The organism is Novosphingobium sp. TK71 (genome assembly GCF_055361505.1).
In genome coordinates this window covers 1155387-1180863 of record NZ_CM143962.1, presented here as the reverse complement: position 1 = coordinate 1180863, position 25477 = coordinate 1155387, and the positions used below count along the sequence as shown (strand labels likewise).

Annotated in this window: 29 protein-coding genes; 11 read left to right on the top strand and 18 right to left on the bottom strand. The window is 64.9% G+C overall.

From position 1 onward, the window contains the following. Positions 1-64: 64 nt before the first annotated feature. The 3 genes from ACXJ16_RS05355 (at position 65) to ACXJ16_RS05345 (ending at position 3215) form a co-directional block, all read left to right on the top strand. Positions 65-1015, top strand: a complete 951-nt coding sequence (locus ACXJ16_RS05355; protein ID WP_324695057.1) for a glycerophosphodiester phosphodiesterase family protein — start codon at positions 65-67, stop codon at positions 1013-1015. Between the two features lie 248 nt (positions 1016-1263). Next, positions 1264-2484, top strand: a complete 1221-nt coding sequence (locus tag ACXJ16_RS05350) for a glycosyltransferase family 87 protein (protein WP_324695059.1) — start codon at positions 1264-1266, stop codon at positions 2482-2484. 14 nt (positions 2485-2498) lie between these two features. Further along, the gene (locus ACXJ16_RS05345; RefSeq protein ID WP_185997429.1) at positions 2499-3215 is read left to right on the top strand and encodes an NYN domain-containing protein; all 717 of its coding nucleotides are present in this window, start codon (positions 2499-2501) and stop codon (positions 3213-3215) included. 6 nt (positions 3216-3221) lie between these two features. Here the strand turns inward: ACXJ16_RS05345 and ACXJ16_RS05340 are convergent, their stop codons facing one another. From ACXJ16_RS05340 to rsmI, 7 genes are all read right to left on the bottom strand, one after another. After that, on the bottom strand, positions 3222-3995 hold the full coding sequence (locus tag ACXJ16_RS05340; protein WP_132468791.1) for a hypothetical protein: 774 nt from the start codon (positions 3993-3995) through the stop codon (positions 3222-3224). Further along, on the bottom strand, positions 3988-5985 hold the full coding sequence (gene parE, locus ACXJ16_RS05335; RefSeq protein WP_132468792.1) for a DNA topoisomerase IV subunit B: 1998 nt from the start codon (positions 5983-5985) through the stop codon (positions 3988-3990). Before parE ends, ACXJ16_RS05340 begins: the two co-directional genes overlap by 8 nt. A 157-nt stretch (positions 5986-6142) precedes the next feature. Continuing rightward, positions 6143-6541, bottom strand: a complete 399-nt coding sequence (locus tag ACXJ16_RS05330; RefSeq protein ID WP_324695064.1) for a Rap1a/Tai family immunity protein — start codon at positions 6539-6541, stop codon at positions 6143-6145. A gap of 65 nt (positions 6542-6606) precedes the next feature. Continuing rightward, the gene (locus ACXJ16_RS05325; protein WP_324695066.1) at positions 6607-7206 is read right to left on the bottom strand and encodes a DedA family protein; all 600 of its coding nucleotides are present in this window, start codon (positions 7204-7206) and stop codon (positions 6607-6609) included. A 30-nt stretch (positions 7207-7236) separates the two neighbouring features. Further along, entirely contained in the window at positions 7237-8223 is a 987-nt protein-coding gene (gshB, locus tag ACXJ16_RS05320) for a glutathione synthase (protein WP_054438888.1), read from the bottom strand. 118 nt (positions 8224-8341) lie between these two features. Beyond that, the gene (locus ACXJ16_RS05315) at positions 8342-8704 is read right to left on the bottom strand and encodes a YraN family protein (RefSeq protein ID WP_443477841.1); all 363 of its coding nucleotides are present in this window, start codon (positions 8702-8704) and stop codon (positions 8342-8344) included. Next, positions 8701-9528: a 16S rRNA (cytidine(1402)-2'-O)-methyltransferase gene (rsmI, locus tag ACXJ16_RS05310; protein WP_324695071.1), complete on the bottom strand. Its 828-nt coding sequence runs from the start codon at positions 9526-9528 to the stop codon at positions 8701-8703. The genes ACXJ16_RS05315 and rsmI overlap by 4 nt, the downstream gene beginning before the upstream one ends. A 41-nt stretch (positions 9529-9569) precedes the next feature. Here rsmI and ACXJ16_RS05305 point away from each other — a divergent pair, with 41 nt between their 5' ends. After that, positions 9570-10730 (top strand): penicillin-binding protein activator, encoded by a 1161-nt coding sequence (locus tag ACXJ16_RS05305; protein ID WP_185997426.1) that lies wholly within the window; start codon positions 9570-9572, stop codon positions 10728-10730. A 31-nt stretch (positions 10731-10761) separates the two neighbouring features. Here ACXJ16_RS05305 and ACXJ16_RS05300 read toward each other — a convergent pair whose 3' ends face one another. The 4 genes from ACXJ16_RS05300 to ACXJ16_RS05285 are packed head-to-tail and all read right to left on the bottom strand — an operon-like array spanning position 10762 to position 11847. After that, the gene (locus tag ACXJ16_RS05300; protein WP_463921538.1) at positions 10762-11013 is read right to left on the bottom strand and encodes a hypothetical protein; all 252 of its coding nucleotides are present in this window, start codon (positions 11011-11013) and stop codon (positions 10762-10764) included. A gap of 8 nt (positions 11014-11021) precedes the next feature. Beyond that, positions 11022-11300, bottom strand: a complete 279-nt coding sequence (locus tag ACXJ16_RS05295; RefSeq protein WP_054438895.1) for an antitoxin Xre/MbcA/ParS toxin-binding domain-containing protein — start codon at positions 11298-11300, stop codon at positions 11022-11024. A 60-nt stretch (positions 11301-11360) separates the two neighbouring features. Continuing rightward, the gene (locus ACXJ16_RS05290) at positions 11361-11579 is read right to left on the bottom strand and encodes a hypothetical protein (protein WP_054438896.1); all 219 of its coding nucleotides are present in this window, start codon (positions 11577-11579) and stop codon (positions 11361-11363) included. Positions 11580-11637: 58 nt separating this feature from the next. Next, positions 11638-11847 carry a cold-shock protein gene (locus ACXJ16_RS05285; protein ID WP_054438897.1) on the bottom strand — a complete coding sequence of 70 codons (210 nt, stop codon included), beginning with the start codon at positions 11845-11847 and terminating at the stop codon, positions 11638-11640. 73 nt (positions 11848-11920) lie between these two features. Between ACXJ16_RS05285 and ACXJ16_RS05280 the strand changes: the two genes are divergently transcribed. Continuing rightward, positions 11921-12244 (top strand): hypothetical protein, encoded by a 324-nt coding sequence (locus ACXJ16_RS05280; RefSeq protein ID WP_463921536.1) that lies wholly within the window; start codon positions 11921-11923, stop codon positions 12242-12244. Positions 12245-12288: 44 nt separating this feature from the next. Beyond that, positions 12289-12987 (top strand): aquaporin Z, encoded by a 699-nt coding sequence (gene aqpZ, locus ACXJ16_RS05275; RefSeq protein WP_054438899.1) that lies wholly within the window; start codon positions 12289-12291, stop codon positions 12985-12987. A gap of 6 nt (positions 12988-12993) precedes the next feature. On the opposite strand, the gene ACXJ16_RS05270 is transcribed toward aqpZ, so the two are convergent. The 4 genes from ACXJ16_RS05270 to rph are packed head-to-tail and all read right to left on the bottom strand — an operon-like array spanning position 12994 to position 16394. Continuing rightward, positions 12994-13890: a tyrosine recombinase XerC gene (locus ACXJ16_RS05270; RefSeq protein WP_463921535.1), complete on the bottom strand. Its 897-nt coding sequence runs from the start codon at positions 13888-13890 to the stop codon at positions 12994-12996. Next, the gene (gene hemW / locus ACXJ16_RS05265; protein ID WP_463921534.1) at positions 13887-15038 is read right to left on the bottom strand and encodes a radical SAM family heme chaperone HemW; all 1152 of its coding nucleotides are present in this window, start codon (positions 15036-15038) and stop codon (positions 13887-13889) included. Before hemW ends, ACXJ16_RS05270 begins: the two co-directional genes overlap by 4 nt. Before the next feature lie 10 nt (positions 15039-15048). Further along, the gene (gene rdgB / locus ACXJ16_RS05260; RefSeq protein WP_324695085.1) at positions 15049-15681 is read right to left on the bottom strand and encodes an RdgB/HAM1 family non-canonical purine NTP pyrophosphatase; all 633 of its coding nucleotides are present in this window, start codon (positions 15679-15681) and stop codon (positions 15049-15051) included. Next, positions 15678-16394: a ribonuclease PH gene (rph, locus tag ACXJ16_RS05255; protein WP_054438906.1), complete on the bottom strand. Its 717-nt coding sequence runs from the start codon at positions 16392-16394 to the stop codon at positions 15678-15680. Before rph ends, rdgB begins: the two co-directional genes overlap by 4 nt. A gap of 220 nt (positions 16395-16614) precedes the next feature. Here rph and hrcA point away from each other — a divergent pair, with 220 nt between their 5' ends. The 3 genes from hrcA (at position 16615) to ACXJ16_RS05240 (ending at position 18649) form a co-directional block, all read left to right on the top strand. After that, entirely contained in the window at positions 16615-17658 is a 1044-nt protein-coding gene (gene hrcA / locus ACXJ16_RS05250) for a heat-inducible transcriptional repressor HrcA (protein ID WP_054438908.1), read from the top strand. Between the two features lie 16 nt (positions 17659-17674). Continuing rightward, the gene (gene grpE / locus ACXJ16_RS05245) at positions 17675-18250 is read left to right on the top strand and encodes a nucleotide exchange factor GrpE (RefSeq protein ID WP_324695088.1); all 576 of its coding nucleotides are present in this window, start codon (positions 17675-17677) and stop codon (positions 18248-18250) included. Positions 18251-18391: 141 nt separating this feature from the next. Further along, positions 18392-18649, top strand: a complete 258-nt coding sequence (locus ACXJ16_RS05240; RefSeq protein WP_054438912.1) for a YMGG-like glycine zipper-containing protein — start codon at positions 18392-18394, stop codon at positions 18647-18649. 79 nt (positions 18650-18728) lie between these two features. Here ACXJ16_RS05240 and ACXJ16_RS05235 read toward each other — a convergent pair whose 3' ends face one another. Both ACXJ16_RS05235 and ACXJ16_RS05230 read right to left on the bottom strand, forming a co-directional pair. Continuing rightward, a complete protein-coding gene (locus ACXJ16_RS05235; protein WP_324699042.1) occupies positions 18729-19235 on the bottom strand; it encodes a vgr related protein in 507 nt (168 codons plus the stop codon). Then, a complete protein-coding gene (locus ACXJ16_RS05230; RefSeq protein WP_324695091.1) occupies positions 19235-19771 on the bottom strand; it encodes a copper chaperone PCu(A)C in 537 nt (178 codons plus the stop codon). Before ACXJ16_RS05230 ends, ACXJ16_RS05235 begins: the two co-directional genes overlap by 1 nt. A gap of 205 nt (positions 19772-19976) precedes the next feature. Here ACXJ16_RS05230 and dnaK point away from each other — a divergent pair, with 205 nt between their 5' ends. Both dnaK and dnaJ read left to right on the top strand, forming a co-directional pair. Next, positions 19977-21887 carry a molecular chaperone DnaK gene (gene dnaK, locus ACXJ16_RS05225; RefSeq protein WP_324695093.1) on the top strand — a complete coding sequence of 637 codons (1911 nt, stop codon included), beginning with the start codon at positions 19977-19979 and terminating at the stop codon, positions 21885-21887. Positions 21888-21968: 81 nt separating this feature from the next. After that, positions 21969-23099, top strand: a complete 1131-nt coding sequence (gene dnaJ, locus ACXJ16_RS05220; protein WP_185997419.1) for a molecular chaperone DnaJ — start codon at positions 21969-21971, stop codon at positions 23097-23099. 49 nt (positions 23100-23148) lie between these two features. Here the strand turns inward: dnaJ and ACXJ16_RS05215 are convergent, their stop codons facing one another. Beyond that, positions 23149-25449: a patatin-like protein gene (locus tag ACXJ16_RS05215; RefSeq protein ID WP_463921531.1), complete on the bottom strand. Its 2301-nt coding sequence runs from the start codon at positions 25447-25449 to the stop codon at positions 23149-23151. Positions 25450-25477: the final 28 nt, after the last annotated feature.

Below are 25477 nucleotides of genomic sequence, written 5' to 3'. Positions count from 1 at the left end.
TTCGGGCCGCTTCCGCCGCGCCGCCAAGGCCGCGGCACTCCCTTTTCGATACTGGAAACGCTCGATGAAGATCATTCTTCTTGCCGCGGCCGCGCTGTCGCTGGCCGCTACGGCTGCACATGCCGCACCCACCCATCGTTCCACCGGCGAGATCATGGCCCAGATCCGCGATCCGCATGGCCGGCTCATCGTGGTCGCCCATCGCGGCTGCCACGAACCGGCGCCTCTTCACGGCTTCGGCGCGGCGCCTGAAAATTCGGTGCAGGCTCTCGAAAAGTGCGCGGCGATGGGCGTCGATATGATGGAAACCGACGTGCTCGAGAGCAAGGACGGCTACCTGGTCATCATGCATGACGAGACTGTGGACCGCACGACCACCGGCACCGGCAAGGTCGCCGATCTCACCCTGGCACAGATCAAGAGCCTGCGACTGCGCCAGGACGAGGGCGGCAGCGATGCCGCGGCAACCGACCAGTTCGTGCTCACGCTGGATGAGATGCTGGCGCTCGCCAAGGATCGCATCACGCTCAACCTGGACGTCAAGGACGCCATCTACCCGCAAGTGATCGCCGCCGTGCGCAAGGCGGGCGCCCAGAACCGCGTGACGCTGAAGACGCGGGTCGGCGTGGGCTCGCAACCGCTGGCCCCGATGGCGCCTTATGATGAGGTGCCTTTCCTTGTCATCCCAAAGGACGGCGACGACAGCGGCAAGAGCATTCCCGACATGATCGCCGCGCAAATGTCCGGCAAAATCAAACCCGTCGGCATCGAGCTTCCCTACCGCCTCCCGCGCGAGGCGCTGCCAGCCATTGTCAAGCGCGCGCAATCGCTGGGCGTTCGCCTGTGGGTGAACATGCTCGACGGCAATTTCGTCCTTGGTGCTGGGAGCGACAGGGATGCCTTGCGCGCGCCGGATGCCGTATGGGGCAGTCTGGTGCGCGAAGGTGTTTCCATGCTGCTGACCGACGAGCCCGAAGCGATGCTGGCGATGCGTGACGCAAGCGGTCGGCGGTAATGATCGGGGAGGGGCTTCCAACAGCGGGGCCCTCCACGCAGTGCCCGGCCCCGTACCAAGGCTGCCCGCACCAACAGCACAATCAGCCGGAGCGGAACTGAGAAAGGCCCTCGTTCCCTTCAAGAACTCCAGTCGGTTGCAGGACGCGCTGCGAGGTCCATGTTTTGCGAGCCGGCAAGGCAAGCGCGGAGCCCGCTACCTCGGGCGAGGCATGGACTTCGCCGCCGGGGCGTTGCAGACAGCGGGGCATGGGGGCTGATTTCCTGAAACGGATGGACTGGCTGGGCGCCGCGCGCGTCACCGGATACCTGCGACTCTTCGCGGTGCTTGCCGCCGTCATGCTGGCCTGGCTGGTGGGAACCTCGCACGGGGGGGTAGATGCCAACGGCTATCTGCTCGGCAGCGACTTCATCAGTTTCTGGACGACGGGCCACATGCTCTTCGCCCATGGCGACCCATACGACGGGGCCGCGCATATCGCGGCGCAGCGCACCTATTTCTCGGCGGAAGGCGCCTATACCGCATTCTATTACCCGCCTTCGTTTCTGCCGTTCTGCTGGCCGCTTGGCGGGCTGCCCTATTTTCCGGCGCTCGGGGCATGGTTGCTGATGACGGGCGCGTTGTACCTCGGCGCGGTGCGGTGCTGGTGGGAACGGGCGGCGACCGGGGTGCCGCTGTGGCTCCTGTTCGCGGCCTTCCCCGCAGTGCCGATCGTCGTGACACATGGGCAGACGGCATTCCTTGTTTGCGGCCTGCTTGGGCTGGGCGCCTGGCTGGTGCCGACCCGGCCCTGGATCGCGGGCGCCTTGTTCGGGCTGGCGACGATCAAGCCGCAGTTCGGGCTGCTGCTCCCCCTTGTGCTGGTGGCGACGGGGCAATGGCGGGTCATCGCCTCGGCCTGCATCACGGCCGCGGCGCTGGCCTTGCTATCCGCATGGGCATTCGGCGCGCAGGCCTGGATCGGCTGGCTGGGGGCGAGCGAGCGGGCGCAGGCGGCGATGGCCCATGGGCAGATCGGCTACGGCAAGATGATGAGCCCGTTTGCGGGAATGCGCCTCATCGGCACCTCGATGGGCCTGAGCTATGCCGTGCAGGGGCTGGTGACGCTGGCGGTGGCCGGGCTGGTGCTGTGGGCCTGCCTGCGCAAGGGACGGGCAGGGGCCTGGACGCCGGGGCTGGCCGCGCTGATGCTGGCCGGCGCCCCCCTGGCGACGCCCTATGTGCTGGACTATGACATGGTGCTGCTGGCCTTCCCGATGCTCTGGCTGGTGGGCGAGGGGCTGCGCAGCGGCTTTGCGCCTTACGAGAAGCTGGCGCTCGTGCTCGCCTTTGCCGCGCCCGCGCTGGCGCGCCCGCTGGCGCTTGGCTTCGATATCCCGGTCATGCCTCTGGTCCTCGTGCTGTTCTTCGGGGTAGTCTGGCGGAGGGCAACCTCGGAAGCTTCCGGGCATTCCAGGGCAATACCCTGATAAAGGAGCCAAAAGTGCCCGAACCCAAGCCCCGCATCGGCCGCAACATCGCGCTGCTGATCGATGCCGACAATGCCTCTCCCGCCAATCTCGATGCGGCGCTGACGATCCTGGGCGATCTCGGCACGGTCAACGTGCGGCGCATCTACGGCAACTGGAGCAAGCCCGCGCTCAAGGGCTGGTCCCGGCTCGTGCATCGCCACGCGCTGGAGCCGCAGCAGCAGTTCGACCTGACCAAGGGCAAGAACGCCACAGACATGAAGATGACGATCGACGCGATGGACCTCCTATACGGAGGCCATGTCGACGGTTTCGGACTGATGACGAGCGACAGCGACTTCATGCCGCTCGCCATCCGCATCCGTCAGAACGGCACGCCGGTCTATGGCTTCGGCACCGCCCGCACGCCCGAGGCGTTTCGCGAGGCCTGCACGCGGTTCATCGATCTCGACGCCATGCCGGACGAGGACGCGGTCGAACCGGCGAGCGAAGCGGCAAAGCCCGCCATCGACGACGAACTGGTGAAGCTGCTGGGGGAGGCGTGGAAGGCCAGCAAGCGGGACGAAATGGGGTTTGCGAGCCTGTCCGAAGTGGGGCAGCGCGTGGCGAACCGCTCCAGCTTCGATGCCCGCAGCTATGGTTTCTCGCGCTTGTCGGAACTGGTGCAGACACTGCCCAATTTCGCGACCGAGCGGCGGGAAAGCGGGCTGTTCGTCAAGCGGACGCGCTAGAGCCGCTTAATTTGCGGAGGTGTCCAGCTTGGTCTTGCGCACTTCCGCCGCCACTTCGGGATCGGTCTTGGCGATGTGCTGGGCCATGGCCTCGATCACCAGCGGGCCGACTTCGGCCTCTGCTTCGGGCGAGATATAGTTCGACCACCTGGCGTCGATCTGGATCTTCTGCGCATTCAGCGCCGACATCCGCTTGCCCAGCGGCGTGGCGAAGAAGTCCTTGATGAACTTCATGTCCGCACCGTCTACCTGAAGCGAGGCATCGATCGCGGCGGAACCTATATCGGCCGAAAGGCTCTCCGCCGATATTTCCCTGGAAGCCATCGCATCGCGGGCGGTGGCGCCCATCGCGTTGCGTTCGGCCACGGTCGAGATGAAGCGCGTCATTTGCGGGGAACGGAGGAAAACCCCGATTTCGGCCGCCTCCGAGGCGGACAGGTTCGCCTTGTAGAGCGCCGCGAGATCGCTGCGGTACAGTGGCACGATCCGCTGGGCTTCCTGCACCATCATCGGCTTCAGGGCATCGGAAAATGCCCGGAGCAGGCCGGGATAAGCGGTTTCGAGTTCGGCCATTTCCTCGTCGGCGGCCAGACCGTCAACCATGGCCTTCAGCATGGCGTTGCTCGACCGGGCCATCTGCTCGTCAGTGACGACGATACCGGCAAGCTCGTCCCAAACCGCCTGCTGCGAGACGGCCGCAGTGGCGGCAAGCGAGGGGACGGCCCCGGCCGGGGTGAACGAGATCGCGGCCAGCGCCGCGAGCATAAGAGCGTTACGCATCGATCAGCTCCGGGTCGATCTCACCGGCGCGGTTCTGGATGAACATGAAGCGATGTTCGGGATTGCGGCCCATCAGGCGGTCCACAAGGTCCTTCACCGCCGCGCGGCCCTCGTATTCCGGCGGCAGGGTGATGCGGATGAGCGAGCGGCTTTCCGGCGCCATCGTCGTTTCACGAAGCTGCTGCGGGTTCATTTCGCCCAGACCCTTGAACCGGCCCACTTCGACCTTCTTGTTCTTGAACACCGTTGCTTCCAGTTCGGCGCGGTGTGCGTCGTCACGGGCATAGGCCGAAGTCGAGCCTGCGGTGAGGCGGTAAAGCGGCGGCTGCGCGAGGTAGAGGTGCCCGCGCTTCACGATGTCCGGCATCTCCTGGAAGAAGAAGGTCATCAGCAGCGTGGCGATATGCGCACCGTCCACGTCGGCGTCGGTCATGATGATGACGCGGTCGTAGCGCAGGTTGTCGGCGTTGCAGTCCTTGCGGGTGCCGCAGCCGAGCGCGAGGCCGAGGTCGGCGATTTCCGAGTTCCCGCGGATCTTGTCCGCCGTGGCCGAGGCCACGTTGAGGATCTTGCCCCGGATCGGCAGGATGGCCTGGGTCTTGCGGTTGCGCGCCTGCTTGGCCGATCCGCCTGCCGAATCGCCTTCGACGATGAACAGTTCGGTCTCGCCCGGCCCCTCGCCCGAACAGTCCGTCAACTTGCCGGGAAGACGCAGCTTGCGGGCATTGGTGGCGGTCTTGCGCTTGACCTCCCGCTCGGCCTTGCGGCGCAGGCGATCGTCCATGCGTTCCATCACCGCGCCGAGCAGCGCCTTGCCGCGATCGAGGTTGTCCGTGAGGAAGTGGTCGAAATGGTCGCGCACCGCCGCTTCCACGAGGCGGGCGGCCTCGGGGCTGGTGAGGCGGTCCTTGGTCTGGCTCTGGAACTGGGGATCGCGGATGAAGACCGAGAGCATGACTTCGCTGCCGGTCACCACGTCATCCGGGGTGATGTCCTTGGCCTTCTTGGCCTGCCCCACCAGGTCCGCGAAAGCGCGGATGCCCTTGGTCAGCGCGGCGCGAAGGCCCTGTTCGTGCGTGCCGCCGTCCGGGGTGGGGATGGTGTTGCAGTACCAGGAATAGGAACCGTCGGAATAGAGCGGCCAGGCGATCGCCCATTCGACGCGGCCCTGTTCGGAACCGTCATCGCCGCGCTGGAAATCCTGGCGCCCGGAGAAGAACTGCGTGGTCACGCATTCACGGGTGCCGATCTGCTCCGCCAGATGATCGGCAAGGCCGCCGGGGAACTGGAAGGTCGATTCGGCGGGAACATCCTCGGAAGCGAGCGAGGGCGCGCATTTCCAGCGGATTTCGACGCCCGCGAAAAGATAGGCCTTCGAACGCACCAGCTTGAACAGGCGCGCGGGCTTGAACTGCTGGTCTCCGAAAATCTCGGTATCGGGCGTGAAGCTGACCGCCGTGCCGCGCCGGTTGGGCGCCGCGCCGACTTTCTGGAGCGGCCCGAGCGTGACCCCGCGCGAAAATTCCTGCGCGAAGAGTTCCTTGTTGCGGGCCACTTCGACGCGGGTAAGGCTGGACAGGGCGTTGACCACCGAGATGCCGACGCCGTGCAGGCCGCCCGAAGTGGCATAGGCCTTGCCGGAGAACTTGCCGCCCGAGTGCAGCGTCGAGAGGATGACCTCCAGCGCCGACTTGCCGGGAAACTTGGGGTGTTCGTCAACCGGGATACCGCGACCGTTGTCGGTGATGGTCAGCCGGTTGCCTTCGTCCAGCGTGACTTCGATGCGGTTGGCGTGGCCGGCCACGGCCTCGTCCATCGCGTTGTCCAGCACTTCGGCGGCGAGATGGTGCAGCGCGCGCTCGTCGGTGCCGCCGATGTACATGCCGGGACGACGGCGGACGGGCTCGAGCCCCTCCAGCACTTCGATCGCGGAACCATCGTAGGATTCCCCGCCCGCAGACGGGAGCTTGTCGAACAGGTCATCGGACATGGCCGGGACTATAGGGCGGCTAAACCCGCGATCAAGCACGGCTTCGTGCTTATCCGCAAAGAGATGTTCGCGGTCTGATCTTTTTCGGGATTCGGGCAGGCGCGGGGAGGGGAAGCACCGCGTGGCCGATGGCGATTCGCGGGGGTGTTTGCCGGGTCTATTTCTTCCTGGTCTTGCCCGTCTTGCCCGCGGGTTTCGTTGCGGCCCCGGCGCAGGGCCAGGCGCTACGCGTGGCGGCAAAGACCACGTCGGAGCCGGATTCGCTGTGAACCTTGGGATTGTCGTGCAGGTAGCCGACCGTGGCTTCCCGGAGCTGGCTGATCGTCACCCCTGCCGGAATGCAGCTCTTGGACTTGTGCGCGGTATTGAAGGCATCCACCGCGCCGGTGATGTAGGCGATGCATTCGTAGGTCTTCTCGACGTAGCTGTTGCTGCCGCGCTGGGCGGTGCAGCTCTCGTAGAGCTGGGCGCCGGTATAGAAACTGGCATTGGCGGCGCCGGGCACGAACCCCAGCGGCAGGATCAGGGCAAGGCAGGCCAGCTTCCGGGACATCATTCTTGAAACTCTCCAACCCATATGCGAGCCGTTTTTCGGCGGCCCTCGGCGCTTGAGGCGCGCCCTCAGTTCGACGGCTTCCACGAGATCACGCGCCAGAGATACCAGGCCACGGTGCCCAGCGCGAAGGCGAGCGTGCCCCATCCGATCCAGGTTTCGGCCTCGGCGAAAGTATGGCCCAGCCACCGGCCCGCCATCAGCAGGATCGTGTTCCAGATCGCCGCGCCGGCCGCGGTGTAAAGCAGGAAGGGCAGGTGCCGCATGTGGGCGAGCCCGGCCGGAACCGAGACCATGGTGCGGAACATGGGCATGAAGCGCATGACGAACACCACCCAGTGGCCGTGCCTGCGGAAGAAATGCCCGGCTTTCTCCACGTCGCCCCATTCCAGCGTCAGCCAGCGGCCCCAGCGATCTATCAGCGGTCGGAGACGCTCGTAGCCGAGGCGGTCGGCGGCGAGGAACAGCACGTAGTTGCCGAGCGTGGCGCCTGCCGTTCCCGCGAGCAGGACCGGCAGGAAATCCATGCGGCCATGCGCGATGGCGATCCCGGCGAGGCCCATGATAAGCTCCGAGGGGATCGGCGGCACGATGTTCTCCAGCGCCATGAGGAACAGGATGCCCCAATAGCCGCCGCCCTCGACGAGGGAGATCACCCATTCATTCATGCGGCGCTGCTCCGGCCTGGCGGTAACCGCCTACATCGCGGCGTGGCGGACCTCGATGGCGTCCCAGATCATGGCGCCGGTGTCGGTTCCATTGAACCGGTCGATCGCGACGATGCCGGTGGGGGAAGTCACATTGATTTCGGTCAGCCATTTTCCGCCAATCACGTCGATACCGACGAAAACCAGCCCCCGCGCCTTGAGTTCCGGGGCAAGCGCCGCACAGATTTCCTCTTCCGCCGAAGTGAGGCCGGTGGCCTCCGCCGAGCCGCCCACCGCGAGGTTGGAGCGGAATTCGCCGGCACCGGGCTTGCGGTTGATGGCGCCTGCGAACACGCCGTCCACCAGGACGATGCGCTTGTCGCCCTCGGCAACGTCGGGGAGGAAGGGCTGGACCATGAACGGTTCTACCCAGGCGTTCTCGAACATCTCGATCAGCGCGCCCAGGTTGCTGCCGTCGGCGGGCACGCGGAACACTGCCTTGCCGCCGTTGCCGTGCAGCGGCTTGATGACGAGGTCGCCGCCGAAACCGGCTTCGACGTTGCGCTGCTGGAACAGGCGCACGTCCTCGATGCGGCGGGCGATGAAGGTGGGCGGCATGAAGCGCGCATAGTCCAGCACGAAGACCTTTTCGGGCGCATTGCGGACCGAAGCCGGATCGTTGACCACCAGCGTCTGCCCGGCCAGCCGCTCAAGCAGGTGCGTGGCGGTGATGTAGCCGAGGTCGAAAGGCGGGTCCTGCCGCATCAGCACCACGTCGATATCGGCCACGAGGTCGATCAGGCGATACTCGCCGCGCGTGAAGTGCGCGCCTTCCACGCGCTGAACCGTAACCGGGGCACCCCAGCAGGTGAGGCGTCCGGCCGCGCCAGAGGACGCGTCATAGGCGAGCGTGCGAACGTCATAATGGAACAGTTCGTGCCCGCGCGCCTGCGCCGAGAGCATGAGCGCGAACGAGGAATCACCCGCGATCTTGATCGATTCCAGCGGGTCCATCTGAACGGCGATGCGTAAGGTCATGAAAAGTCTGGTCCTCGCGGATATGTACCGAGCGGTATCTTTCGGGAAGGCGGCTTAATCGGAATCGGCGCCGGGCGCGAATGATTTTGGGGCCGGTCCTGCAACTTTGCGGATCGGGCTACAGGTCCGGCTGCCAGGCATTGGCGATCCGGCGCGGCCAGCAGCCGGGCGCCATCAGCAGGACGTCCACCCTCAGGCTGTCGCCCGGCTTCCGGTACCGGTGGGCGACGGCCTCGGCGGCGGCCGCCACGCGGCGCAGGCGGTGATGATCTATCGCATGGTCGAGATCGGCGCGGCGCGCGCGCCACTTCACCTCGACGAAGCACAGCGTGCGGCCGCGCCGGGCGACGATATCGACCTCGCCGCGACCGGTCTTGACCCGCCGGGCGCGGATGCTCCAGCCGGTGAGCCGCAAGTACCATGCGGCCAGAGCCTCCCCCCGGCGCCCCTTGCGCTCCGCTTCGGCGCGCTGCCTGTTCACTTCAGCTCCATCGCCCGGGCATAGAGCACCTTGCGGTCGAGCCCGGTCGCCTTCGCCACCGTTCCGGCCGCCTGTGAGGGCTTCGCCAGCGCCAGTTCGGCGCGGAGCAGGGCATCGACATCCACCTCGCCGATCGGTTCCTCGCCGGGAGGGGCGACGAGCAGGACGATCTCGCCCTTGGGCGGGTGCGCCGCGTAATGGGCGATAAGCTCGCCGGGCGTGCCGCTGCGGCATTCCTCGAACTTCTTGGTAAGTTCGCGCGCCACCGCGACTTCGCGGCCGGGCAGGACCGCGCCGATGGCCTCAAGCGCATCGCCGAGACGGGGGGCGGTTTCGTAGAAGATCAGCGTGGCGGGCACTCTGGCGAGATCCGCCAGCACCGTCTCGCGCGCCTTGGCCTTGTTGGGCAGGAAGCCGGCGAACAGGAAGCGGTCGTTCGGCAGGCCGGAAAGCGTCATGGCCATGACCGCCGCATTCGCGCCCGGCAGGCTGGTGATGGGAATGCCCCGTTCCCGCGCGATCCTGACGAGGCGATAGCCGGGGTCGGAGATCAGCGGCGTTCCGGCATCGCTGACCAAGGCCACCGGCTCGCTTTCCATCAGCGCCAGCAGCCGCTCGCGGTCGGCTTCGCCGGCGTGATCGTCATAACGGATCATCTTCTGCTTGATGCCGAGGTGATGCAGGAGCTTCCCGGTGATGCGCGTGTCCTCGCAAGCGACCGCGCTCACGCCTTTGAGGATCTCCACGGCGCGAAAGGTAATGTCCCCAAGGTTGCCAATCGGGGTTGCCACTATGTAGAGGCCTGAGGTGAGAGTGTGTTCCATCGCAGGGACTCATGGCCCAAGCACTATGGGAGCGGCAAGCAATGTTCTATAATCGCCTGAACCGGCGCAATCTTCTCGCGGCGGCAGCGATGGCAGCCCTCGCGGGTTGCGCAGTGGTCCCCAAGGCGCCCGCGCCGGCTCCCGCCCCCACGCCAACGGCGCCGGAAAGCGAGATTCCCACCGATACCGAACGTCACCGCGTGGCGCTGCTGGTGCCGATCAGCGGGCCCAACGCGGGCGTCGGCCAGTCGCTCGCCAATGCGGCGAACATGGCACTGCTCGATACCGGCGCGAAGAACCTGCGCATCACCACTTACGACACCGGCACGAATCCGGGCGAAGCCGCCCGCCGCGCCATCGCCGACGGCAACAAGCTGATTCTCGGTCCACTGCTGTCTGACGACATCGCCTCGGTCGCGGCTGTCGCCAAGCCTGCGCACGTGCCGCTCATCTCGTTCTCGAACGACGAGAAGGCGGCCGGCAAGGATGTCTTCATCATCGGTAACCTGCCGGGCCAGTCGATCGCCCGCACGGTCGGCTATGCGCGCGGCAAGGGCATCAGCACGTTCGCGGCTCTCGTGCCCAAGGGCGATTATGGCGAACGCGTGAGCAGCTCGCTCCTCGCCTCGGTGCGGGACAGCGGCGGCTCGGTCGTGGCCATGGAAACCTATGATCGCACCGCCGCCTCGATCGGTGCGGCGGCCAATCGCATCAAGGCCAAGAGCGGTTACGGCGCGCTGCTCATCGCTGACAGCGGCAGCCTTTCGGCCAGGGCAGCGGTTTCCTACCGCGCGGCCGGTGGCGGTGCGGGCGTGCGCCTGCTCGGCACCGAACTGTGGGGCGGTGAGCGCGAACTGGCCACCAGCCCGGCGCTCAACGGCGCCTGGTTCTCCACTGTGTCCGACGTTCGCTTCGCGCAGTTTTCCAAGAGCTATCGCAGCCGCTTCGGCGCCGCGCCCTTCCGCATCGCAACGCTTGGCTACGATGCCGTGCTGCTGACCCTGCGCGTTACCCGCGCCTGGGTTCCCGGCAAGGCGTTCCCCACCGGCGAGATGCTGGATCCGGGTGGCTTCCTCGGCATGGACGGTCCGTTCCGCTTCAACCGGAACGGCCTGATCGAACGCGCTCTGGAGGTTCGCGCGGTGGACGGCGGCGCGATCAAGGTCATCAGCGCTGCCCCCAGCGGTTTCGCCAAGGACTAGGTCCGCGATCCGGCTGCGTTCGGGGGGCCGGCTAGGACGGCGGCTTGCCGCCGTCCTCGGGTAACATCTTCGAGGCTTTTCGCCGGTCCGCAGCGGTTTTGCCGATCTGGCGTTCCAGTTTCGCCTGAAAGCTGGCGATGTCCAGAATCTCGAGATCGGGATCGGGGCGGCGCCAGCTTTCGTTTTTTGCGCGCGACCGGCGCAGCGCCCTTATGGCCAGGCAGACGATCCCGGTGCCTATCGCGGCGATCAGGAGACAGGCCAGGATCAGCCCGCTGGTCATGGCCGGGCCTATCCGATCGCGGGCGAGGGAGCCGGAAGGTCCGCCAGATGGGCGACGACGCGCCTGAAGCCTTCGGCAGTGGCCAGCGCCAGATCGATGGGCCGCCCGCCAAGGTCGTCCCGGTCCTCGTTGAGATAGGCGATGGCCGCGTCCTTGTTTCCAAGCGTGAGGAGCGCGCACCGCGTCACGTCACCTTGCCGCCGCGCTTCATCCTGCGTGAGCGGGTTGCGGGCTTGCCAGCGGTTCCTGTTCTTGCGCGGGGCCGGATCGGGGGGAGTATCCGTCATCGTCGTGTTCCCTTCAGAATGAGCGCGCAACCGAAGCCGGAAATGTTCCGCGACGGGGCCTCAAGTGGGCTGTTCGGTATGCTCGGTGGTTTCGGTCTGGGCACGCTCCGCCTCGCGGAGAGCGCGGCTGGCTTCCATCTTGCTGATGCGGTCGGACATCGCTCTCCACGCGGCTTCGGAGCGCAGTTCGCGCTCCCGCACATTCGAGAGCATCGCCTGCTGGGCGGCAGAGGCCGCCTCCTGCGCCCTTGCGTCGCAGAATGCTTTGGTCAGGCTCATCAGCTGCGCCATGGGCCCGACCCGGGTTGCCGGGGTTGTGTCAGGGGGGCGCCGGGCATCAGGCCAGCTTCACCAGATTGACGGCAGAGGCTTTCCCGTTGCGCGCGATCTGAATGTCGTAAGTGAAGCGGTCGCCCAGTGCCAGGGTCTCAAGCCCCACGGCATGGGCGCTCGATATGTGGACGAAGTTGTCTCCGCCGCCGTCCTCGGGACGCAAGAAGCCGTAACCTTTTGCAAGGCTAAGGAATTGGACAATTCCGGTTTGCATGTTTTCCCTCTCATGAAAAACGTCCCGCAAAAGCGAGAATGTGGAGAGAGATTTTCAAAAACGATTAATCGAAATGGCCAATAAAGGCGTGATTCCCGATTTCATGGGAGTGCCGTTGCGGCCATCGAAATCTGAAAGATCAAATCTATCGGGCGAGTGTAACACGGCCCGAAGGTCTGTCCTATTTAATTATGCCGCCGCAGGCCCGGCAGAGATCCACTCTGAAATCGCCCGCCGCGCATTTTCGGGATCGCTTCCGGGCAAGCCGGACTTCCGCCGCCACTTTCCTGAAAAATTACTTCCCCCAAGAGAGCGACCGGCCGGGGGGGAGAAGGTCGTCTTTTTCCATCAGAATAAAGAACGGCGCTTCCCGAAAGTACACTTTCATACGCAGTAATAGTGGAGTACCCATGGCGCGCAACCATTTGGGGAGCAGGCGTTATGTCGAAGCGACTGGCAGCGGAATTCTTCGGTACATTCTGGCTCGTCTTCGGAGGCTGCGGTTCGGCCGTTCTTGCAGCAGCCTTTCCGGAGCTTGGCATCGGCTTTGCCGGTGTCGCCCTGGCTTTCGGCCTTACGGTCGTGACCATGGCCTATGCAGTGGGCAGCATATCCGGCGGGCATTTCAACCCGGCGGTTTCCTTCGGCATGGCGATCGGCGGCCGACTGGACTGGAAAGACCTCGTTCCCTACTGGATTTCGCAGGTTCTCGGCGCGATCGTGGCGGCGGGCGCGCTTTACGCGATCGCCTCGGGCAAGGCGGGCTGGACGCCCGAAGGCTTTGCGACGAACGGCTATGGCGCGCTTTCGCCCGGTGGCTATGCGCTTCATTCGGCGCTGCTGATCGAAACGATCCTGACCGCGGGCTTCATCATCGTCATCCTCGGGTCGACCTCGAAGATCGCTCCGGCCGGGTTCGGCCCGCTGGCGATCGGCCTGGCGCTGACGCTGATCCACCTCGTGTCGATCCCGGTAACCAATACCTCGGTCAATCCCGCCCGGTCGACCGGGGTGGCGCTCTTCGCCGAAACCGCTGCACTGGGCCAGCTATGGGCCTTCTGGCTCGCGCCGCTGATCGGCGCGGCCATCGGCGCCCTCATCTGGCGCACGCTGCTGGCGCCTAACGAAGGCGCTCTCTAGAATGGATCAACCCTGCTCGCGCGGATGCGCATTGCGGTAGACGTCGAGCAGGGTTGCCGCATCCACCTTGGTATAGATCTGGGTCGAACCGAGGCTGGCATGGCCGAGCAGTTCCTGGAGACTGCGCAAGTCCGCCCCGGCGCCGAGCAGGTGGGTGGCGAAACTGTGGCGCAGGGCATGGGGCGTGGCGCTGGCAGGCAGGCCAAGGGAAATGCGGGCACGCGCGACCGCCTTCTGGACCATACCCTGGGCAAGCGCTCCGCCCTTGGCCCCGCGGAAGATCGAACCGCCCGCTACCATCGGCCATGGACACTTGTGGATGTAGTCGGCCACGCCTTCGCGCACGATCGGCAGCAAGGGCACCATGCGCTGCTTGCCGCCCTTGCCGGTCACCATCAGGGTCTCGCCCAGGGGCAGGGCGCTGCCTTCGATCGACAGGGCCTCGGCAATGCGCAGGCCCGCGCCGTAGAGCAGGAGCAGGACCGCGCGGTCCCGCGCGCCGATCCACGGCTCGCGCGCGTCTTCCTCCACCGTGGCGGCGAGATTGACGGCTTCGTCCGGCGTGACCGGGCGCGGCAGGCCTTTCTTGAGGCGCGGCCCCCTGAGCCGCGGCGGCGCGGCATGGGCCACGCCCATCTGTTCCCGGGCGAAGGCGAGGAAGCTCTTCAGTGCGGAAAGTTCGCGCGCGGCCGAAGCGTTGCCGATGCCCTGTTCGCGCCGGTCGGCAAGGTGAAGACGCAGCTCCGCCGCTTCGAGCCGGGCCAGGGTATTCCAGTCCTCCGCCCCGGTCCGGTCGATCAGGCGGGCCGCGGTCGCGAGATAGGCGCGCAAGGTATGGGGGCTGCGGCGCCGCGCGTTGCCGAGGTGATTGCCCCAGGTTTCGAGCAGGTCCGCCTTGGTCAAGGTTCGACGAGGTCTTCGGGCACGATTTCGCCCAGCAAGCCGTCAAGCAACGGCATTCCCGATTCGGTGACGTGCAGCCGCAAGCCGCTGCGCCGGATCAGCCCCTGCTTCTCGTAGAATGCGGCCTTGGCGGGATCGCAAAGCTGCGCCGCGTCCAGCCCGAACCGCGCGGACATCGCGCCAAGGTCCACGCCTTCGCGCAGGCGCAGGCCCATCAGCATGGCCTCGCTCGCCTGCTCGCGGCGGCCGAGTTCGCGGCTCTCGTTGATGCCGTGCGCGGCGCGGTCGATGGCTTCAAGCCAGTTTTCGGGCTTGCGGTGGCGGGTGGTGGCCACCCCGCCGCGCCGGCCATGAGCGCCCGGGCCGATGCCGCAATAGTCCTGATAGCGCCAGTAGGTCAGGTTATGGCGGCTTTCCTCGCCGGGGCGGGCGTGATTGCTGATCTCGTAGGCGGGCAGGCCGGCGCCGGCGGTCATCTCGCGGGTGAGGGCGAACATGTCGGCGCAGGCGTCCTCGTCCAGCGGCTCGAATTCATGCTGGCGAACCATGGTCGCGAACTTGGTGCCCGGCTCGATGGTCAGCTGGTAGAGCGAGAGGTGTCCGGTGCCGAAGGACAGGGCATGGGACAGTTCGGCCTGCCACTGGTCCGGCGTCTGGCCGGGGCGGGCGTAGATCAGGTCGAAACTGACGCGCTCAAAGCGTTTCTGTGCCACTTCAAGCGCTTTCAGTCCCTCTTGCGCATCGTGAAGACGGCCAAGAAACCGCAGAGTTGCGTTGTCTAGCGCCTGAAGGCCGAGCGAGACCCGGTTTACACCGGCATCGGCAAGCGCCGCATAATTGCCGGCCTCGACGGAGGAAGGATTGCCTTCCAGCGTGATCTCGATTCCATCCGCGAAACCCCAGAGTTTCTGCGCCTCGTCAAGCAGCCGCGCAACGAGGGCAGGGGGCATCAGCGAGGGCGTGCCCCCGCCGAAGAAGATCGAATCGAGCGGTTCCCCGCCTGCCACCGCATGCTCATGCCGCATGTCGGCCAGCAGCCCCGCCTCCCAGCGCGCGATCTCGACCCGCTCGCGGACATGGCTGTTGAAGTCGCAGTAGGGACACTTTGCGAGGCAGAACGGCCAGTGGATGTACAGCGCGCGGGCCATGATCGGCAGATTAGCTCGGGAACTGCTCCGCGACCAGCTTGGCGAAAGCATCGGCGCGGTGGCTGATCTCGTGCTTCTTTTCAGGCGCGATTTCGGCAAAGGTCTGGTCGAGGCCGTCCGGCACGAAACAGGGGTCGTAGCCGAAACCCAACTTTCCGCGCGGAGGCCACGTGAAAGTCCCGTTGGAGCGGCCTTCGTAGACCGCTTCATCGCCGTTCGGCCAAGCGATCGCGAGGACGCAGGAGAACCAGCACGAACGGTCGGCTTCAGGGCCCTGTTCGCAAAGGAGGCCTTCAACCTTGCCCATCGCCATGAACCAGTCCCGGCCGGGTTCGCCCTCGAACCACTGCCGTTCGGCCCAGTCGGCGGTGTAGACGCCGGGCTTTCCGCCCAGCGCCGTTACCGACATGCCGCTATCGTCAGCCAGCGCAGGAAGCTGCGCGGCTTTCGCGGCGGCATGGGCCTTGAGCAGTGCGTTCTCGACGAACGTCGTGCCGGTCTCCTCGGGCTCGGGCAGGCCGAGTTCCCCGGCGGAAACGCACTCGATCCCGTAAGGGGCGAGCAGGGCGCCGATTTCCCTCAGCTTGCCCGCATTGTGCGTGGCAATGACGAGGCGTTCGCCCTGGAGACGGCGATTGCTCAACGGCCGACTGCCTTGGCCTGGGCGGCGAAGATCTGGTCGCAGCCGATGCGGGCGAGGCGAAGCAGGCGCAGGAGGCCTTCCTCGTCATAAGTCGCGCCTTCGGCAGTGGCCTGTGCCTCGGCGATCTTGCCGCCCTCGATCAGCACGAAGTTGGCGTCGGCATCGGCGGCGCTGTCCTCGATATAGTCGAGATCGAGCACCGGGGTGCCGTTGCAGATGCCGCAGGAAATGGCGGCAACACGGGCCTGGATCGGGTCTTCCTTGATCTTGCCGTCCGCCATCAGCTTGTCGACGGCAAGACGCAGCGCAACCCACGCGCCCGAGATCGAGGCGGTGCGGGTGCCACCGTCCGCCTGAAGCACGTCGCAGTCGAGCACGATCTGGCGTTCGCCGAGCTTCTTCATGTCGACCACGGCGCGAAGGCTGCGGCCGATGAGGCGCTGGATTTCCTGCGTGCGGCCGGACTGCTTGCCCTTGGCCGCTTCGCGGCTACCGCGGGTATGCGTTGCGCGGGGCAGCATCGAATATTCGGCCGTTACCCAGCCTTCGCCCTTGCCGCGAAGGAACGGCGGCACCTTCTCTTCGACGGAGGCGGTGACGAGGACGCGGGTATCACCGAAGGAAATCAGCACCGAACCTTCGGCGTGCTTGGTGAAACCGGTCTGGATATCGATGGTGCGCATCTCGTCGGGCGTACGGCCGGAAGGTCGCATGGAGGTTCCTTTGGTCTAGTTCGGATCGTCGATTACCCGCGCCCCCTAGAGCATTTTCAAGTCAGGTGGAAACACCTGACGGTTCGGAAAATGCGACAAACGGTAAACTTGCATTTTCAAGTCAGGTGGAAACACCTGACGGCTCGGAAAATGCGACAATCGGGAAACAGGCTGCGCATTGTGCTTGAGGCTGCAATCCCAATCCCTAGATTGAAGGTACATGCCGACGACGCCCATCAATGAACTGACCGCCCGCGCGCGGGAGATTTTCCGCCTAGTCGTGGAGGGCTATCTGGCGACCGGAACCCCGGTCGGATCCAAGGTATTGGCGGGGCCGGGCGGGGTGCAGTTGTCTTCGGCGTCGATCCGCTCGGTTCTGGCAGACCTCGAATCGCTTGGACTTCTGGCCGCGCCGCACACCAGCGCCGGACGCCTGCCGACCGAGGCCGGGCTTCGGTTGTTCGTGGACGGCATCATGCAGGTGGCCGAGCCCACCGCCGAGGAACGCATGGCGATCGAGAGCCGAATCGCCGCACCCGGCCCGATCGAGGCCGCGCTCGAAGCGACCAGTTCCCTGTTGTCGAACCTTACTTCCGGAGCTGGCGTCGTGATGGTGCCGCGCCGCGAGCCGCGCCTGATGCACTTGCAACTCGTTCCGCTGGCTGCGGGGCGAGCGCTGGCAGTGCTGGTGGGAGAAGATGGCGCTGTAGAGAACCGCATCGTCGAATTTCCCGCGATATTGCCGCCGGGCGCTTTGGAGGAAGCTTCGAACTACATTTCGTCGCACCTCGCTGGCCGTACGCTGAGCGAGGCCGCAAGGGCGATGCGCGCCGATATCGCCACCGGCAAATCCGCCCTGGATTCGGCGAGCCGCGATCTCGTGGAGCGGGGGCTTGCGGTGTGGAGCGAGGATGCCATGGCGCGCCCGGTGCTGATCGTGCGCGGACAGGCCAACCTTCTCGACGAGACCGCGCTGGTCGATCTCGAACGGGTGCGTTCGTTGCTTGACGATCTCGAGAACAAGCAATCCGTGGCCGAACTCCTCGACCTTGCCCGCGAAGCCGAATCGACCCGTATCTTCATCGGTTCCGAGAACCGTCTTTTCGCTCTGTCGGGCTCGTCCGTGATCGCCTCGCCTTATCGCGACCGCGAAGGCCGCGTGGTGGGCGTCGTGGGGGTAATCGGGCCGACTCGGTTGAATTATGCGCGCGTCGTCCCCATGGTGGACTTCACCGCCCAGAGCCTGGGCAAGCTCATCGGATAGTTGGAACAACAGAATAATGACTGACGACAAGACCCAGCCGCCAGAGGGTCAAACTGTAGATCCCGCGATCGCGGAAGAACTGAAGGGCGTGCCCGAAGACATGATCGACAGTGGTAAGGACAGCGGTGAAATCGCGAAGCTTCGCGAGGAAATCGAAGTCGCCAAGCAGGACGCGCTCTATGCGCGCGCCGAGACACAGAACGTGCGTCGCCGTCTCGAAAAGGACATTGCGGACACGCGCGCCTATGCGGCGACCGGTTTTGCCCGCGATATCCTTTCGGTTGCGGACAATCTGACGCGGGCGCTCTCGGCGATCCCCGCCGAACTGCGCGAGGACGAGAAGCTGAAGAGCCTGGTCGCCGGTATCGAGGCCACTGGCCGTGAGATCGAAAAGGCGTTCACGAACCACGGCATCAGCCGCATCGCGGCGATGGGCCTGCCGCTAGACCCCAACCAGCATCAGGCGATGATCGAGATTCCCTCGGCCGACGCGGAACCCGGCACTGTCGTGCAGGAGCTCCAGGCGGGCTACATGATCAAGGATCGCCTCCTGCGCCCGGCCATGGTCGCCGTCGCAAAGAAGCCTGACTGATCCTTTCGCGCCCCGCCTGCCGTCAAGTCCCGCAGGGACGAACGGGGGCGGGGCGTCGATGTTTGACGGGGCGACATGGAACCCGTCCGCGCCGGAGCCGTTGAGCAGGTAGACAAACCTGACTTTCAGCGGAGAGATTCCATGCGCAAGCTCATACTTCCCATCCTCGCCGCCGGGGCATTCAGCATCGCCGGTTGCGCCAGCAACTACGCGGGCGAAGGCGCCCTTGCCGGTGGCGCTCTCGGCGCGGGTGTCGGTGCCATTACCGGCGGCGACGTTGGCACCGGCGCGGCCATCGGTGCAGCGGCAGGCGCTGTTGCGGGCTCGACAGCAAAGAAGCACGACGGTTGCTACCGCTACGACCGCCGCGGGAACCGTTATTGGGACCGCGATTGCTGAAAACTTCGGGTCATCCAACGAAAAGAGCGCGCGGAACGTTCCGCGCGCTCTTTTCGTTGGCACACTTTTGGTTTCGGGCTCAGGCAGAAAACGGAAGAATTCCGCGATAGCTGGCCAGTGGCGGCGCGCCCGGAATTTGCCAGCCTCGTTCGAGCATGAAGACATGGCGCACGATTTCCGCCTGCTGTTCGATCCCGTACCTGGCGAGCGTCCAGCCCGGTCGCAGCGCATAATCGTAGCGGCAGAAGGGGTGGCGCATCAGTGGAAGATACCATCGACCTCGTTGTTGCGCCTGCCAGACATGCGTGATTTCGTGAATGAAGAGGCCCTGCATCCCAATCGGCGCGTCTGAAAAATCATCGCGATAGAGGTCCGAGGCGCCGGCGAAATGGATATGGCCGCAAGGCGCCATCGCCACATTGGCGGGCTGGAAAGGAAACCACCGCCTGCGCCGGATGCGCACGGGCCTGCAGTCCACCGCTTCTCCGAATATCGAGCGCACTAGCGCCGTTTCGCCGGCGGTCAGCTTGCGCTCTCCTCCGGGTGGGCAGGGGCTGTCCGGGAGCGCGAGTGGAAGGCCCGCGATCAGTGGTTCATCCCCGGCATGTCTCCGCCTCCGGGCATGTCCCCGCCCATCGTTTCCACCCGCAAGGGCATCGACAGCTTGTCTCCATCGGAGAAGGTGAGGGTGAGTTCAGCGGTTCCGCTGGATTTCACGCTTTCGCCGATGTCGAACGCCATGACGTGAAGGCCGCCGGGTGCAAATTCGACCTGTGCACCGGGTGCGATTTCAAGCGAATCGACAGCCGCCATGCTGCCGCCGTCGGTCTTGTGCATCTGGGCGCTGCCTGCCCCCGTGACGTGTACGCCGATAAGCTTCACGGCGGCCGGACCATCGTTGCGCACAGAGAAGTAGACCGCGCCCGGGCGGCCGCTTACCACGGGAAGGACCAGGTGCCCGTCGCTTGCGCTGATGCCCGGCTTTGCCGTTGGGCCGACAGCGCCTTCAGCCGACTGTGTGGCGGTTTCCTGCGACGTTGGGGCTTCGCCCTGCTGGCAGGCGGCGAGCACGAAAAGCAGGGCGGGGGCACTGGCAAGGGTCAGCAAACGAAGCGGCTTCACGGCAGGTTGATCCTCTCGGGCAGGCTCATGACGGGGCACTGAAAATTTCCCCGGCGTAATGCCATCGAGACAGACTTGTTCCAAGCGAAACCACACCTATATGCCGGTGCGACGACTTGAACGTCATCGAGCCGTGCAAGCCGCCTTGCCTTATGGAGGGAGGCGATCCGCATGGTGTCATCCACTGACGTGAGGAATGGGGATAATGGCAAAAGTAATTGGTATCGACCTTGGCACCACCAACAGCTGCGTCGCCGTCATGGACGGCGGCAAGCCCAAGGTAATCGAAAATTCAGAAGGCGCCCGCACGACGCCCTCGATCGTCGCTTTCACCAAGGATGGTGAGCGCCTGATCGGGCAGCCGGCAAAGCGCCAGGCCGTGACCAACGGCGACAACACGATTTTTGCGGTAAAGCGCCTCATCGGCCGCCGCTTCGACGATCCGGTGACCAAGAAGGACACCGAGCTGGTTCCGTACCACATCGTCAAGGGTAAGAATGGTGACGCCTGGGTCCAGGCCGGCGGCGAAGACTACAGCCCGTCGCAGATCTCGGCCTTCACTCTGCAGAAGATGAAGGAAACCGCCGAATCGTACCTCGGCGAGACCGTGACGCAGGCCGTCATCACCGTGCCCGCCTACTTCAACGACGCACAGCGCCAGGCGACCAAGGACGCCGGCCAGATCGCCGGTCTGGAAGTGCTGCGCATCATCAACGAACCGACCGCGGCTGCACTGGCCTACGGCCTCGACAAGCAGGACGGCAAGACGATCGCCGTTTATGACCTTGGCGGAGGTACCTTCGACGTTTCGATCCTCGAAATCGGCGACGGCGTGTTCGAAGTGAAGTCGACCAACGGCGACACGTTCCTGGGCGGTGAAGACTTCGACACCAAGCTGGTTGAATGGCTGGCCGACAAGTTCAAGGCCAAGGAAGGCATGGACCTGCGCAGCGACAAGCTCGCCCTGCAGCGCCTGAAGGAAGCGGCCGAGAAGGCGAAGATCGAACTGTCGTCCACCGCGACGACCGAGGTCAACCTGCCCTTCATCACCGCACGCATGGAAGGCGGCGCCACGACCCCGCTGCATCTCGTGGAGACGATCACCCGCGCCGACCTTGAAAAGATGGTTGCGGACCTCATTCAGCGCACGCTCGAGCCCTGCAAGAAGGCTCTGGCTGACGCCGGCGTCTCGGCCAAGGACATCGACGATGTCGTGCTGGTTGGCGGTATGACCCGCATGCCCAAGGTCCGTGAAGTCGTGAAGGACTTCTTCGGCAAGGATCCGCACACCGGCGTGAACCCTGACGAAGTCGTCGCCATGGGCGCCGCGATCCAGGCCGGCGTGCTTCAGGGCGACGTCAAGGACGTGCTGCTGCTGGACGTGACCCCGCTGTCGCTGGGTATCGAGACGCTGGGCGGCATCATGACCAAGATGATCGACCGTAACACGACGATCCCGACCAAGAAGAGCCAGGTCTACTCTACCGCCGAGGACAACCAGCAGGCGGTGACCATCCGCGTGTTCCAGGGCGAGCGCGAGATGGCGCAGGACAACAAGATGCTCGGCCAGTTCGACCTGGTGGGCATTCCGGCCGCGCGCCGGGGCGTGCCGCAGATCGAAGTCACTTTCGACATCGACGCGAACGGCATCGTCAACGTTTCGGCCAAGGACAAGGGCACTGGCAAGGAGCAGCAGATCCGCATCCAGGCATCGGGCGGTCTGTCGGACAACGACATCGACCAGATGGTCAAGGATGCCGAGAAGTTTGCCGAGGAGGACAAGAAGCGTCGCGAGGCTGCCGAGGCCAAGAACAACGCCGACAGCCTCGTCCATGCGACCGAGCAGCAGATCGTCGAACATGGCGACAAGATCGACGCCGGCCTGAAGGCGGAAGTCGAAGCGGCCATCGCCGCGACCAAGGCCGCGATCGAAGGCGGTGAGCCCGCCGAGATCACTGCCAAGTCGCAGGCTCTGACCGAAGTCGCGATGAAGATGGGTCAGGCCATCTACGAGAAGGAGCAGGCCTCTGCCGCTTCTCCGGAAGCCGCTCCGGCCGGTGGTGACGACGATGTCGTCGACGCCGAATTCTCGGAAGTCGACGAAAACAAGGGCTGATCGGTCCTCATGACAAGCGTGGCCGCCATCGTTACCGGACGTAACGGTGGCGGCCAGGTCGCACGCGGGGAATAACGAGACGTGTCAGCTACCGAAATCGACTATTACGAACTGCTTGAAGTAGAGCGCAGCGCCGACGACAAGACTATCAAGTCGTCATATCGCCGGCTCGCGATGCGCTATCATCCCGACAAGAATCCGGGGTGCGACGATTCCGAAGCGCGCTTCAAGCAGATCAGCGAGGCATACGATTGCCTCAAGGACCCCCAGAAGCGGGCTGCCTACGACCGTTATGGTCATGCGGCGTTCCAGCAGGGAATGGGCGGTGGCGGTCATGCCGGTGGCGCCGAGTTCGGCGACATCGGAGACATCTTCGAATCCATCTTCGGCAGTGCCTTCGGTGGCGGCGGTCGGCAGCAGGCGCGTCGCGGCGCCGATCTGCGCTATGACATGGAAGTCAGCCTCGACGAGGCGTTCCATGGCAAGCAGACCGAAATCACCATCGAAGTGTCGCAGGGCTGTGAGCCTTGCGGCGGTTCTGGCGCCGAACCGGGCACAGGCAAGCGCGCGTGCAACATGTGCGCGGGCCACGGCAAGGTTCGTGCCCAGCAGGGCTTCTTCGTGGTGGAGCGCACTTGCCCGACCTGTCACGGCCGGGGCGAAGTGATCGAGAAGCCATGCCGCTCCTGCGGCGGTGAAGGGCGCGTGGACAAGCCGCAGACCTTGCAGGTCGACATCCCGCCAGGAGTCGATTCGGGCACGCGCATTCGCTTGTCCGGCAAAGGCGAGGCCGGGCCTTTCGGCGCGCCTCCCGGAGATCTCTACATCTTCCTGCACGTCAAGCGTCACCGGGTGTTCGAGCGAGACGGAACGACACTGCTCACACGCGTACCGATCACCTTCACTACGGCAGCACTTGGTGGGTCGATCGAGATTCCGAACATCGACGGTGATCCGATCACGATCGATATTCCCGCGGGCATCCAGTCAGGCAAGCAACTGCGCAAGCGCGGTGCAGGCATGCCGGTGCTTCAGGGGCGCGGCCGCGGCGATCTCGTCGTCGAGATCAGCGTGGAAACACCGACCAAGCTCTCCGCTCGCCAGAAGGAATTGCTGCGCGAGCTTCAGGCAACCGAAACCGGCGATGAATGCCCGCAGTCCAAGGGCTTCTTCGACCGGATCAAGGAAGCCTGGAACGATCTGACCGAATGAGGTTCATATCGTCGTCCCGGACCTCTTCCGGGACGACGATGTGGTTCCTCTAGCCGCCCCGCAAAACATCTTCGCGAAGGTCGCGAAGCAGCGCCGGATCGGCGGTCAACCTGTTCTTTTCCTCATCAAGCACTGCAAGGAAGGCGTCCCGCTTGAATGCGGCCATTTCGCCCTGTGAGAGTGCATGTTCGCCTTCAAGTGAGGAGGCGATCAGGTCGACCATACGCTCCGCACCGTGGAGCCTTCCCCACAAGTAGTCGTTCTCGCGGTAGGCGCGGCTGAAAAAGGCGCCGAAGTTGTAGAATTCGGTTCCGCGCAGCACCGGCCCCTTGCGGATCATGTGGCAATCCTCGGGCGAGATGCGGTCGACGCGAACCGGGTCGAACTCGGTCAGCCCTTCGCCGCGCAGCAGCGGCAGGGTTACAGTATCGTAGAACGGGAATCCCAGATAGGCGAGCAGCACGCGCCGGCGCAGAGCTTGGGGCATGTCGGCCAGTGCCTCGGCCAGCATGACATCTACCCGTGCATCGATCTCGACCAGGTTTCGAGCTTTCCAGACGTGATCGACCACGGCTGCAGGGTCCGCAAAGACACCGGCGGCCAGTGCTGGAAAATCTTCTCCCAGTGCAGCGGCGGGCTCTCGGTCGAGATAGAGCGCAAGCGCGGCGTAAATCGCTTCGCGCGCCTTGTCCCGCTCGGCCTCGGTTACGCTGGCTTCCTGCTGCCATTCCTGCGTGACGCGGCGTGCCAGAAGCCGCAGGCGGCGCACCCTGAAGGCGAGATCGTGACTGCGGAAGAACCCGATCATTCCCGGAGAACCGTCTCCCTTGAGGCCTTCGATCCGATCCAGCCCGCTGAGCGTGAAATGATCGTGCAGACGCTGGACGACAGGTTGGCTGGACGACAGGCCAAGGTCGGGCGCCGCCTCGTGAACCAGTCGCGCCAATGTCGCGACAATGCCCGAGAACTTGAACTGAACGTAGCCGTGATAGGCGAAACCGGCCTGTTCGAGGGCGGCGAGCTGTGCCTTGTTGCGCCACGCCGCGAGCCGCTTCGGGGTGGGCCGGTCTAGGAAGAAGGTATTGCCGAACAGGCGATCTACCGTTTCCTCGATTTCGGGCCGCAGGGCGAGGATGATGGTGCGCATCGTCGCCATCTCCTGCGACTGGCGCTCGAGCGCTTCGAGGTTGTCGCGGATAGGCTGTTCGCGCGGAATCGAGGAAAGCGAGCCGAAGATCGTCGAGAAAAAACCGGGCGCCGTCTTTTGTCGGCGTATCGAGGCGCCGATACGATCGGGCGTGGGATCTATGTAGACGAAGCGTCGGTCCACTTCTCGCGTTGCCGGACGATCGCGCAGCACGGCCATGGCATCGGCGAACGGTGCATTGTTGAGTACGGAGCCGTCGATCAGTGCGACCTTGTCGAGATCTCCGCGCAGGCTGTGCTCTGGCATGATGCGACGGAAGAACGCCTCGCGATCCGGCCACTCAAGGCTCAGTTCGGACACGAGATTGTCGATTTCCTCGATCTGCAGAGGCGGGAACGCGCCGGGAAAGCTAGCGGTCGAACGCGAGGCTAGCAGGAGCTCCGGCATGGGGGCGAGATTTGCCGAGCCCGACAAAGCCTCGAACCCGATAGTCAGTCGGTGTTCGCTTTCGAGCACCAGCTCGGGGGAATGGAGCCTCAGGGTTTCGAGGTGGCCCTTGAAGTCGGTGGCGGTGACGAACAGATTGATCGGGTGTCCGTGTGGAAGGAGCGCAGGTCCCGCGTTTGCGCGTTCCATCGCCGAAAAAGCGCCCGCCAGCAATCGTGACAGGCCGATACCGCTGAAGGGGGGCTCGAACCAGCGTGATCGGATCAGGCGCGAGAGTTTCTCGCGTACTTCTTCCCGTGTTTCCGGCGCTACGCTGGTGCTCACCGCGTTGCCGGGGCGGTGCAACAGGTAGGATACGATCGGTCTGGCCCAGAACTTGGTCGCCTGCGACCGTGCGCGCGCTTCGGGATCGAGCAGCACATCGATATCGGCATTTTCCAGCCAGAGTTCGGTCAGCGGCTCGAGCGACTGGCCTGAATGGATCGCCTGGGAAAGGAACACGCTGTTGATCCCGCCCGCGCTCGCGCCGGCGACGATATCCGTCAGCACCCGTAGTCGCAGGTTGCTTCCTTCTTCCAGCCGCTGCAGCAATCGTCGGTAGACGCGGGCGGTTCCTTCGGGAGCTTCTTCGCCCGCCCAGAACGCGCGGCTTGCCTGAAGGGTCTTCCACAACTCCTTGGTAACGCCGTGCATGTAGACGGCCAGACTGATACCACCGTAGCAGACCAGCGCGATCCGCAGTTCCTTTTGCCGCATGGCTCCATGTTGGCGGCATATTGGAAGA

Coding starts and splice junctions, on each gene's coding strand:
- ACXJ16_RS05355 (WP_324695057.1), top strand. CDS start 65: ATGAAGATCATTCTTCTTGCCGCGGCCGCGCTGTCGCTGGCCGCTACG.
- ACXJ16_RS05350 (WP_324695059.1), top strand. CDS start 1,264: ATGGGGGCTGATTTCCTGAAACGGATGGACTGGCTGGGCGCCGCGCGC.
- ACXJ16_RS05340 (WP_132468791.1), bottom strand. CDS start 3,995: ATGCGTAACGCTCTTATGCTCGCGGCGCTGGCCGCGATCTCGTTCACC.
- parE (WP_132468792.1), bottom strand. CDS start 5,985: ATGTCCGATGACCTGTTCGACAAGCTCCCGTCTGCGGGCGGGGAATCC.
- ACXJ16_RS05330 (WP_324695064.1), bottom strand. CDS start 6,541: ATGATGTCCCGGAAGCTGGCCTGCCTTGCCCTGATCCTGCCGCTGGGG.
- ACXJ16_RS05325 (WP_324695066.1), bottom strand. CDS start 7,206: ATGAATGAATGGGTGATCTCCCTCGTCGAGGGCGGCGGCTATTGGGGC.
- gshB (WP_054438888.1), bottom strand. CDS start 8,223: ATGACCTTACGCATCGCCGTTCAGATGGACCCGCTGGAATCGATCAAG.
- rsmI (WP_324695071.1), bottom strand. CDS start 9,528: ATGGAACACACTCTCACCTCAGGCCTCTACATAGTGGCAACCCCGATT.
- ACXJ16_RS05305 (WP_185997426.1), top strand. CDS start 9,570: ATGTTCTATAATCGCCTGAACCGGCGCAATCTTCTCGCGGCGGCAGCG.
- ACXJ16_RS05300 (WP_463921538.1), bottom strand. CDS start 11,013: ATGACCAGCGGGCTGATCCTGGCCTGTCTCCTGATCGCCGCGATAGGC.
- ACXJ16_RS05295 (WP_054438895.1), bottom strand. CDS start 11,300: ATGACGGATACTCCCCCCGATCCGGCCCCGCGCAAGAACAGGAACCGC.
- ACXJ16_RS05290 (WP_054438896.1), bottom strand. CDS start 11,579: ATGAGCCTGACCAAAGCATTCTGCGACGCAAGGGCGCAGGAGGCGGCC.
- ACXJ16_RS05285 (WP_054438897.1), bottom strand. CDS start 11,847: ATGCAAACCGGAATTGTCCAATTCCTTAGCCTTGCAAAAGGTTACGGC.
- ACXJ16_RS05280 (WP_463921536.1), top strand. CDS start 11,921: ATGGCCAATAAAGGCGTGATTCCCGATTTCATGGGAGTGCCGTTGCGG.
- aqpZ (WP_054438899.1), top strand. CDS start 12,289: ATGTCGAAGCGACTGGCAGCGGAATTCTTCGGTACATTCTGGCTCGTC.
- hemW (WP_463921534.1), bottom strand. CDS start 15,038: ATGGCCCGCGCGCTGTACATCCACTGGCCGTTCTGCCTCGCAAAGTGT.
- rph (WP_054438906.1), bottom strand. CDS start 16,394: ATGCGACCTTCCGGCCGTACGCCCGACGAGATGCGCACCATCGATATC.
- hrcA (WP_054438908.1), top strand. CDS start 16,615: ATGCCGACGACGCCCATCAATGAACTGACCGCCCGCGCGCGGGAGATT.
- grpE (WP_324695088.1), top strand. CDS start 17,675: ATGACTGACGACAAGACCCAGCCGCCAGAGGGTCAAACTGTAGATCCC.
- ACXJ16_RS05240 (WP_054438912.1), top strand. CDS start 18,392: ATGCGCAAGCTCATACTTCCCATCCTCGCCGCCGGGGCATTCAGCATC.
- dnaK (WP_324695093.1), top strand. CDS start 19,977: ATGGCAAAAGTAATTGGTATCGACCTTGGCACCACCAACAGCTGCGTC.
- ACXJ16_RS05215 (WP_463921531.1), bottom strand. CDS start 25,449: ATGCGGCAAAAGGAACTGCGGATCGCGCTGGTCTGCTACGGTGGTATC.